At 44.4% G+C, this 9,399-nt stretch carries 14 protein-coding genes and 1 pseudogene; 8 read left to right on the forward strand and 7 right to left on the reverse strand.

The features are described from left to right. From thiF to QVO88_RS09175, 6 genes are all read right to left on the reverse strand, one after another. A partial coding sequence (thiF, locus tag QVO88_RS09150) for a thiazole biosynthesis adenylyltransferase ThiF (protein WP_288177949.1) occupies positions 1–693 on the reverse strand: 693 nt, incomplete at its 3' end. Beyond that, positions 693–899: a sulfur carrier protein ThiS gene (gene thiS, locus QVO88_RS09155; RefSeq protein ID WP_022288183.1), complete on the reverse strand. Its 207-nt coding sequence runs from the start codon at positions 897–899 to the stop codon at positions 693–695. The genes thiF and thiS, both read right to left, overlap by 1 nt. Positions 900–911: 12 nt before the next feature. Continuing rightward, complete coding sequence (locus QVO88_RS09160) at positions 912–1,229, reverse strand: co-chaperone YbbN (protein ID WP_022288184.1); 318 nt, start codon at positions 1,227–1,229, stop codon at positions 912–914. Continuing rightward, on the reverse strand, positions 1,229–1,474 hold the full coding sequence (locus QVO88_RS09165) for a sulfurtransferase TusA family protein (protein WP_022288185.1): 246 nt from the start codon (positions 1,472–1,474) through the stop codon (positions 1,229–1,231). Before QVO88_RS09165 ends, QVO88_RS09160 begins: the two co-directional genes overlap by 1 nt. Continuing rightward, positions 1,467–2,330, reverse strand: a complete 864-nt coding sequence (locus tag QVO88_RS09170) for a 4Fe-4S binding protein (RefSeq protein ID WP_022288186.1) — start codon at positions 2,328–2,330, stop codon at positions 1,467–1,469. Before QVO88_RS09170 ends, QVO88_RS09165 begins: the two co-directional genes overlap by 8 nt. A gap of 12 nt (positions 2,331–2,342) precedes the next feature. Further along, positions 2,343–3,569: an O-acetylhomoserine aminocarboxypropyltransferase/cysteine synthase family protein gene (locus tag QVO88_RS09175; protein ID WP_022288187.1), complete on the reverse strand. Its 1,227-nt coding sequence runs from the start codon at positions 3,567–3,569 to the stop codon at positions 2,343–2,345. Between the two features lie 286 nt (positions 3,570–3,855). On the opposite strand from QVO88_RS09175, the gene QVO88_RS09180 reads away from it, so the two are divergent. After that, on the forward strand, positions 3,856–4,308 hold the full coding sequence (locus QVO88_RS09180) for an Rrf2 family transcriptional regulator (RefSeq protein WP_022288188.1): 453 nt from the start codon (positions 3,856–3,858) through the stop codon (positions 4,306–4,308). 72 nt (positions 4,309–4,380) lie between these two features. After that, a complete protein-coding gene (locus tag QVO88_RS09185) occupies positions 4,381–5,280 on the forward strand; it encodes an NAD(P)/FAD-dependent oxidoreductase (RefSeq protein WP_022288189.1) in 900 nt (299 codons plus the stop codon). Positions 5,281–5,377: 97 nt separating this feature from the next. Here the strand turns inward: QVO88_RS09185 and QVO88_RS09190 are convergent, their stop codons facing one another. Further along, the gene (locus QVO88_RS09190) at positions 5,378–6,283 is read right to left on the reverse strand and encodes a LysR family transcriptional regulator (protein ID WP_022288190.1); all 906 of its coding nucleotides are present in this window, start codon (positions 6,281–6,283) and stop codon (positions 5,378–5,380) included. 270 nt (positions 6,284–6,553) lie between these two features. Between QVO88_RS09190 and QVO88_RS09195 the strand changes: the two genes are divergently transcribed. The 6 genes and pseudogenes from QVO88_RS09195 to QVO88_RS09220 form a co-directional block, all read left to right on the forward strand. Then, positions 6,554–7,249, forward strand: coding sequence for a F0F1 ATP synthase subunit A (locus tag QVO88_RS09195; protein WP_022288191.1), 696 nt, complete (start codon positions 6,554–6,556; stop codon positions 7,247–7,249). 27 nt (positions 7,250–7,276) lie between these two features. Beyond that, complete coding sequence (gene atpE, locus QVO88_RS09200) at positions 7,277–7,495, forward strand: ATP synthase F0 subunit C (protein WP_022288192.1); 219 nt, start codon at positions 7,277–7,279, stop codon at positions 7,493–7,495. 47 nt (positions 7,496–7,542) lie between these two features. After that, on the forward strand, positions 7,543–7,761 hold the full coding sequence (gene atpE / locus QVO88_RS09205; RefSeq protein WP_022288193.1) for an ATP synthase F0 subunit C: 219 nt from the start codon (positions 7,543–7,545) through the stop codon (positions 7,759–7,761). A gap of 34 nt (positions 7,762–7,795) precedes the next feature. Further along, a complete protein-coding gene (gene atpF / locus QVO88_RS09210; RefSeq protein ID WP_022288194.1) occupies positions 7,796–8,281 on the forward strand; it encodes a F0F1 ATP synthase subunit B in 486 nt (161 codons plus the stop codon). Then, a complete protein-coding gene (gene atpH, locus QVO88_RS09215) occupies positions 8,278–8,784 on the forward strand; it encodes an ATP synthase F1 subunit delta (RefSeq protein WP_022288195.1) in 507 nt (168 codons plus the stop codon). Before atpF ends, atpH begins: the two co-directional genes overlap by 4 nt. Then, a pseudogene (locus tag QVO88_RS09220) lies at positions 8,781–9,399 on the forward strand (F0F1 ATP synthase subunit alpha); the annotation flags it as partial. The gene atpH and the pseudogene QVO88_RS09220, both read left to right, overlap by 4 nt.

Raw genomic sequence — 9,399 nt, forward strand, 5'->3', positions numbered from 1 at the left:
CATTTTAAGTGCGTCATAAGTAAGCAGATAGCCTGTGAGAAGCTCTCCAACGCCAAGGATATACTTGATAGCTTCCATTGCCTGCAAACTTCCGATAACGCCGCCCATTGCGCCGATAACGCCTGCCTGCTTGCAAGTAGGAACAGCGTCCTTCGGAGGTGGGTTCTTGAACACACATCTATAGCATGGTCCCTGACCTGGAACATAGGTCATGAGCTGACCCTTAAATCTGATGATACCGGCGTGTGAAAATGGCTTTTTAGCCATTACGCAGGCGTCATTAATAAGGAACTTTGCCGGGAAATTGTCAGTGCCGTCGATAACGAAATCATAGTCCTTGATTATATCCATGATGTTCTCGCTGTCGATAAAGGTGCGGTATGTATTCACCTTAACGTCAGGGTTGATAGCCTCCATTGTTTCCTTTGCGGAAAGGACCTTTGCCTTGCCAACGTCCTGAGTTGTGTGGATTATCTGTCTTTGCAGATTTGAGAGATCTACCTCGTCTGCGTCTGCAATGCCGATAGTACCAACGCCTGCTGCGGCAAGATACATAGCGGCTGGTGCACCAAGTCCGCCTGCGCCTATGATAAGTACCTTTGCGTTAAGAAGCTTTTTCTGTCCCTTTGCGCCAACTTCTTTAAGAATGATGTGGCGTGAGTAACGCTCAAGCTGTTCGTCTGTAAATGCCATTACTGTCCGCCTCCCATGAAGTAAAGAAATTCTACAACGTCGCCGTCTTTAAGAACTGTGCTTTCAAAAGCACCGCTCTCTACAAATTCGTCATTGATAGTTACTGTAACGTACTGTGGTGTTTCAACGTTCTCGTCGATAACGAGCTGTGCCACTGTAAGTCCCTCTGCAACGTCCTTTTTATTACCTGCTACTGTTATAGTCATATCCATTTCTCCTTAATCTATAGAATTTATTGTTTCGGTGAGCTGTGCTTTTTTTACAGCTCCCGTAAGTCTTGCTTTTTCTGCTCCGTCCTTGAAGAACACAAGTGTCGGAACGCTTGTGACATTATACTTCTGAGCGGTTTCCCCGTCAAAGTTGATGTTGAGCTTCACAAGCTTTATGCCCTCAGGGTTCTCCTCCTCAGTTTCCGCAAGAAGCGGTGACATTCGCTTGCACGGAACGCAGGAATCTGAATAGAAATCTGCGATAACAAGCTTTCCTGCCTCGTTTATCTCGCTCTCGAAAGTATCCTTATTTGCTCTTACTGACATTAATCTCCCACCTTTTGTACGATAAGGTCATAAGTGCCGTCCTCATTGTCAATGAGCTTCAATATCTTGTGACCCTCTTCCTTAATGCTTCTTGGAACGTTCTGAACAGGCTCGCCGTCATTCATTTTAATGGAAAGGATCTGTCCGTCGTCAAGCTCTTCAAGAGCTACCTTTGCCTTAACGAATGTTGTCGGGCAAACCACTGTGGTGATATCCACTGTATCGTCTATTTTAAAATCAGCCATTGTTATAAACCTCCAGTATAGTATTTGTAAATTTCTCTCTGCCCACTCTGTCGATAGTGAACTTGAATCTTTCGCCAGCTTTTGCGTTATCGTCAAAGAACTGTATAGCGGTATCGCAAATCTTCATAAGAGTTTCCTTATCCTCGATAAATGGGATAACAGTTTCGCCCTTGTTGATATGGTTGCCGAAAAGTCCGCCGAATGAAACTATATAACCGTGGATAGTATCCCACGCTTCTGTAGGACAAGCCTTAAAACAGCGTCCGCAGAAGTTGCACTTTTCTTTGTCAAGAACTATCTTTCCGTCCTCCATTGTAAGCGCACCCTGACGGCAAGCCTTTACGCACACGCCACAGCCGATACAATCAGCTTCACGCCACTCAACCTTTATGCCACCCTTGATACCAACGTCATTTTCTTCCGCTTTAAGGCAGTTGTTCTGACAGCCTGTGATGCCGAACTTGAACTTGTGAGGAAGCTCCCTTGCGAAATATCTTTCGTCAAGCTCCTTTGCAAGAGAGTATGTATCTATACAGCCGCTTGGACAGACCGCAGCACCCTGACAGGCTGTGATAGTTCTTACTCTCGGTCCGCAAACGCCCGGTTCTGTGTCACCCTTTGCAAGAGCCGCCTTTACCTCGTCGATATCGTCAAGCTTTATAAAAGGTATCTCAACGCTCTGACGTGATGTAAGATGAACATAGCCCTCGCCGTATTTATCAGACACCTCTGCAATAGTTGCAAGCTGTTTTGCCGTAAGGTTTCCGCCCACAACTCTAAGTCTAAGTGAAAAATTATTCTTCTGCTTCTGGCGCATGAAACCGCCTTTTTTAAGTGTTGCGTAGTCAACTGCCATAGTAAATTCCTCCTAAAGTTTTTCTATGGACTGTTTAAAGTCCTCGATCAGATCCGATGCGACCTCTATTCCGACGCTTATCCTGATTGTGTCGCCGAACACGCCTGCGTTTATCTTCTGCTCCTCACTGCCGTGGGCGTAGATCGTACTTGCAGGGTGTATAACGAGCGTTCTTGTATCTCCGATATTAGTTGCATTTGTTGCAAGCTTCAAGCCGTTTATAAGCTTGAAGGCTCTTTCCTTTGAACCTGCTCTTATGGTGAGTATAGCACCGCCCTTGCCGCCAAGTTCTTCCTGACAAAGGTCATAGAACGGGCTGGCTTTCAGTGCAGGATAGTTCACTTCAATGCCCTCACAGCTTTCAAAGAACTCCGCAAGCTTCAAAGCGTTATGGCAACATCGCTCCATTCTAAGACCCAGTGTTTCAAGTCCCACGCTGTTCATAAATGCGTTCATCGGAGCAAGACAGCCGCCCACGTTTCTCCATATGCCGTTTCTCAGCTTTGCGATATAAGCAAACTTCCCGAATTTCTTATATTCTGCCAACCCCTTGAATTTGTCATAATCCCATTTGAAGTTTCCGCTGTCGATTATAACGCCGCTTATGGAATTTCCTCCGCCGTTTATATACTTTGACGTGGAATGTACCACGATATCAGCACCGTAGTCAAATGGATTTATAAGATAAGGTGTAGCCGTTGTGCTGTCAAGTATAAACACTGCACCGTTTTCATGGGCAAGGTCAGCCACCGACTTTATATCAACTATTTCAAGATTAGGGTTTCCGATAAGCTCGGCAAAGACCGCTTTGGTCTTACTATTTATAATAGGGGCTATTTCCTCTTTTGTAACGTGCTTTACGAATTTGGTCTTGATACCGAATGCCGCAAGGTCGCCGAAAAGGTCGATAGTGCCGCCGAAAAGACCTGCGCCGCATATTATCTCGTCACCTGCTTCAAGAATGTTCAGAAGCGACATTGTAACAGCCGCCATGCCTGATGAACACGCCACTGCGCCAACACCTTTTTCAAGTGTATTCATTCGGTTCTCAAAAGCCGCTACTGTCGGGTTGCTTATTCTTGTGTAAGCATATCCCGGTGCTTTATTATTGAATACTTTTTCAAGCTGCTCAGCCGACTCCTGCGCAAAGGCACTCACCTGATATATGGGAGTGAGCGTTGAGCCTGTTGTTTTCTCAGGTCCAAATCCGCCATGGAGCAATTTTGTATTGAATTTCAAAGGAAACGCCCCCTGTTTTCTTATTATATAGCTATCACCGCAAGCCTGTCAAGGTGCGATGTTCTTTGTTACTGTAGATATTATACAACATAAATCATATAAAGTCAATAGGATTACTATAGATTTAACATTTCTTTTAAAATATGCCCTTATTTTTATGAAAACTCTTGACAGTTTGCTCAAAAAAGTATAAAATATATTATGTTGATAGGATTACTATGAATAATAGGACAAGTATAAAAAGCATGAGAAATGATAAGATTGTCATTTCTAGGGAGGTGCAGAAATGAAAATTTCAACAAAAGTAGAATGTGGCATAATTGCCATTGCAGACATTGCAATGAACTCAGAAAACGGCGAAACAGTGACAGTATACAGCGTGGCAGAAAGACGTGGACTTTCAGGAAAATATCTTGAGCAGGTGCTTACTTCTCTGAGGCAGGCAAGGCTCATAAAAGGCATAAAAGGCTCTAGGGGCGGATATATACTCAACAAAAAGCCGGAGAAGATAACACTCAAAGAAATAATCGACGCTCTCGACCCATCGGTGCTTGGAAGCGATGTTGCGGTAGTAAATGACGAAAACACAGAATTTGCACAGGTGCTTGACGATTATATATGGCTGAGATTAGAGAACAAACTGAAAAGCTACACTGAGTCTATCACCCTCAGACAGCTCGTTGACTTCTATAATAAAGAGTCAGTAGAGAACGTTTCAGAGCCTATGTATTATATCTGATTGACAAAAGTCGGTTTTCATTTTATAATTAGGGACAGAAAGTGTATACTATATATAAAGGATGTGTTTTTTATGTATGACGTTATAATAATAGGCAGTGGTCCTGCGGGGCTTACTGCAGCGATATATGCAGGCAGAGCAATGCTTTCCGCACTGGTGTGCGAAAAGGACTACATGGGTACAGGTCAGATATCTGTTACAGACAGAGTTGAGAACTACCCGGGTCTTTACGGCATAAACGGCTATGACCTTGGAGAAAAGTTCAGAGAGCAGGCTGAAACTCTTGGTGCTGAGTTTTACGAGGGCGAGGCTGAGAGCTTTGAGAAAACAGCCGAGGGCTGGAAGGTCATATTCAAGGACGGCTCTGTAAAAGAAGGAAAAACTGTTATTTACACCGCAGGCACTTCATATCGTCATCTTGACGTGGCAGGCGGTGAGAAACAGCGCATTTCTTACTGCGCAGTGTGCGACGGCTTCTTCTATAAGGATAAAGTTGTGGCTGTTGTGGGCGGAGGAGATACTGCACTTGGTGACGCACTTTATCTTTCAAAGCTTGCAAAAACTGTTTACCTTATCCACAGACGTGACGAGTTCAGAGCAAATAAAGCTTTGCAGAAAAAGGTCGCTGAAACAGATAATATCGTGCCTGTTATGAGTGCGGTTATAAAAGAGGTAACAGGTGGCGAAAATGCAGAGGGCATTACCTATACGCAAAACAACGAGGAAAAGAACATTGCCGTGGACGGAGTGTTCTGCGCAATCGGAAGCGTGCCGAATACACAAGCTTTAGAGGGCGTTTGCGAGCTTGACGAAAGCGGATATGTGAAAGCTGGCGAGGACGGAATCACCACTGCAAAGGGTCTTTTTGTGGCAGGAGATGTCCGTACTACACCTCTCAGGCAGGTAATAACAGCAGCGGCAGACGGTGCAAACGCACTTTCTTCTGCGGAAAAATATATAATGGAGCTGTAAAAAGCAAAACAAAGCGGTGTCTGAGCGTAAAACTCTGCACCGCTTTTTCTATTCTATAGCACAAAAAGGACGCTGTCACCAACGCCCCAAATTGCTTTTATATATTCACGCTTTCCTTTTCAAGCAGGCTGTCTATAAACCTCTGCACAGGTTCCGGAGTTTCATACTGGGAAGCCGTCACCGCACATATGCTCCTTGGCGGTATCTGCTCTTTTGTGTTCACCCTGAAAATGTTCCCTGCCTCTATCTCCGCCTTGGTGGTGGCATACTGCATGAAACCTATGCCAAGATTGTTCTTTACCATCGGCATTACAAAGTTTATGGACGTAAGCTCGATATCAGGTCTTAACAGCAGGTTGTGCTGTCTGAATATATGGTCAAGATAGTTTCGGGTGGTGGTGGTGTTTTTAAGACAGATAAGAGGATATTTCACAAGCTCATGCAGGGATATCTCCTTGTCTTTAAGATAGGAAAAACCGTTTCCTGCGGCAACGATATCCTGAAGCTTCTTTATCACATTTATGTTAAGCCCCGTTTTGTCTGCAAACGGCGAGGTAACTACCGCCACGTCTATTAGATTTGCCCTCAACGCTTCTATAGCGTCAGGGGTGGACATACTGTCTATCTTTATCTGTATCTTCGGGTGTTCTCTGTGAAACTCTACTATTCGGTCGATAAGAAAGCTTTGCAGTGCCACCTCGCTTCCTCCAAGCCTTACTATCGCCCTGTCACGCTCGCTTATCAGCGCAAGTTCCTCCTCTGCCGAGAATATATGCTTGCAGGCTATGGATATATGCTTAAAGAGCATCTCTCCGCCCGTTGTCAGCTCTACACCCTTTTTTGACCGCACAAAAAGCTTGCACCCAAGCTCGTCCTCAAGATTTTTTACGCATCGGCTTATGCTCGGCTGCGACAAAAACAGATAGTTCGCCGCCATTGTTATGTTCTGGAACTTTGCCACATAATAGAATATCTTATAATGCTCGAAATTTATCTCTCTCATAAACCTTTCCTCTCTATCCATACACTATGAGTATGTTTACAATAGAAAATATCTATTTGACATATGCTTATGATTGTATTATAATATATTCGTAGACAAAAAGCAAGTCTTACATCACTGCGCCCATAGGGGGACGCATACAAAAAATAGTTTTATCATGATAAAATCAATGACGATTGCATTCAACCGCTGGGGGTAAACGGTGTAGACCTTATTATACCCTTATGAGGCTGGCATTCTTATTGGTTTTATTTTTTTGGAGGTGATAAAATGCTGGAGAGAATTTCCGAAAATCTTTCCGAGGCTATGCAAAACAAAGTAGCTTTCAGGATACCGATTTTCGGAGGCATACCCGTTCCTGTGTCCTGCGTGGTAACATGGATAATAATGGCGATACTTGTGATAGCTTCAATACTTCTCACAAGAAACCTTAAACTTATCCCTGACAGGAAACAGATGATGCTTGAATCATTCGTAGGCTTTCTCAGAGATTTCTTCAGAGAACAGCTGGGAGAAAAGGGTATGGCGTATTTTCCGTTCCTTGCAACTGTCATTATCTACATAGGCTTTGCGAACATCATCGGTCTGCTGGGCTTTACACCGCCTACAAAAGACTTGAATGTTACCGCAGGACTTGCGATCATGAGCATTGTGCTTGTGGAGGTTGCAGGAATAAGAGCAAAAGGAACAAAGGGCTGGCTGAAAAGCTTTGCCAAACCTGTGGCGATAATCGCTCCGCTGAATGTAATGGAGCTTGTTATCAGACCGCTGTCGCTTTGTATGCGACTTTTCGGAAACGTGCTTGCGTCTTATATCATCATGGAGCTTATCGACGCCGTTTGCCCGATAGTGATACCGCTGGCATTCTCGGCATACTTTGATATTTTCGACGGCTTCATTCAGGCATATGTTTTCGTGTTCCTCACGTCCCTGTTCATAAATGAAGCAATAGAGGACGACGACTAAGATAACAGAAATTCGGAGGTATGATCTATGTTAGTAGCAATCGGTGCGGCTGTAGCCGTTATTACAGGAATAGGAGCAGGTATCGGAATAGGTATCGCAACAGGAAAGGCAACAGAGTCTATCGCAAGACAGCCTGAGGCTAAAAAGGATATAAGAAGCTCACTGCTTCTCGGCTGCGCACTTGCAGAGGCAACAGCTATCTACGGCCTTATCGTAGCTATCCTTATCATCTTCTTCCTGAAGTAAGAGAATAAGCGTAGAAAAGTAAAAGAATAAAAACGGAGGTATATATCATGTTAGTAGCAATTGGTGCGGCTGTAGCCGTTATTACAGGTATAGGCGCAGGCATCGGAATAGGTCTTGCAACAGGAAAGGCAACAGAGTCTATCGCAAGACAGCCCGAAGCTAAAAAGGATATAAGAAGCTCGCTGCTTCTCGGCTGCGCACTTGCAGAGGCGACCGCTATTTACGGTCTTATCGTAGCTATCCTTATCATCTTCTTCCTGAAGTAATAAAACAAAACATCTTTATGAAAGGAGCATAGCTATGATAAGTCTTGATATAAGTTTGGTATGGGTAATAATAAATCTGCTGGTACTGTATCTGCTCCTTAAAAAGTTTCTTTTCAAGCCAGTGTGCAAAATGATGGACGAGAGGTCTGCAAAGATACAAAGCGACCTTGACGGTGCGGCACAGGCTAAGGCGGACGCTGAAAAAATGAAAACTGACTATGAAGCTGAGATAGCCGACGCACACAGTCAGGCTGTTGAGATAACAAACAAGGCTAAAGCACAGGCAGGCAGAGAATGCGACCTTATGCTTGAAAATGCAAGAGCCGAGTCTGCTAAGATAATGAAAGAAGCTGAAAAGTCCATTGCAAACGAAAAGGAAAAGGCTATGGACGACGCAAAATACCAGATCGCAGACCTTGCTATACTGGCGGCTGCTAAGGTCATTAAGAAAAATGTGGGAGGCGACTCCGACAGAGAAACTGTTGATGAATTTCTCTCCGAGGTAGGTGCTGCCAAATGATCTTTTATCCCGAGGAAGTCTGCGGCAGAGTGCTTTTTGAGCTTTCGCCAAAGGCTGAGAGCGTAAAGGCTTCAAGAGAGCTTTTTGAAAGCTGTGACGAGCTTAAGGACGCTCTTGCAAGCCCTGCTGTGGAAATAAAGGAAAAGGAGAAAGTTATAGACAGGCTTTTTCCACAAGATATGAGAAACTTTCTCAAGGTCATGTGTCAGTGGGGTCACATGGATAACATCATGGACATTTTTGACGCATATGACGATGAAGTCCTCAAAAGCAAAAATATACTTAAAGCTGAGCTTTACTGCGTCTGCCCGCCTGAAAAGGCACAGACGGATAAAATAAAAGAAACGCTGAAAAAGAAATACGGCGTGAGCGATGTTCTGCTGGAAGTGAATACCGACGAAGCCCTTATGGGCGGCTATCGTCTTGAAGTGAACGGGGTCGAGTATGACAAGAGCGTTCAGGGTATGATAAAAGCTTTGCAGAACAGGATATCAGGGAGGTGAACGGCTTGGCAGGTTCAAGCAGAAGCGATATTATCTCGGTGCTTAAAAGTGAGATAGCTGACTTTGAGGCGAAAACTCAGGTCAACGAAACAGGCAGGATAATATCCATAAATGACGGTATCGTAAATATTTACGGTCTTAATCATGCAATGTATGGTGAGCTTGTTGAATTTGAAACAGGCGTTAAAGGAATAGTTCAGAATGTGGAGAGAAAAACTCTCGGCTGCGTTCTTCTTGGCTCTGACCATGGTCTTACAGAAGGTTCAAAGGTAGTCAGAACACAGAAAAGGGCAGGTGTTGGCGTTGGCGAAAAGCTTCTGGGCAGAGTTGTTGACGCTCTGGGCGCTCCTATCGACGGCATGGGCGAGATAGAGTATGACGATTATTACCCTATCGAACGTGAAGCCGCAGGCGTTTGCAACAGAAAGTCTGTTACAGTGCCTCTGGAAACAGGTATACTTTCTATCGACTCAATGTTCCCTATCGGCAGAGGTCAGCGTGAGCTTATCATAGGCGACCGTCAGACAGGTAAAACTTCCATTGCTCTTGATACCATTCTTAACCAAAAGGACAAGGATATGATATGCGTATATGTGGCTATCGGACAGAAAGCCT

It is taken from the genome of Ruminococcus sp. CAG:57, from assembly GCF_000435935.1.
Taxonomy (GTDB): domain Bacteria; phylum Bacillota; class Clostridia; order Oscillospirales; family Ruminococcaceae; genus Hominimerdicola; species Hominimerdicola aceti.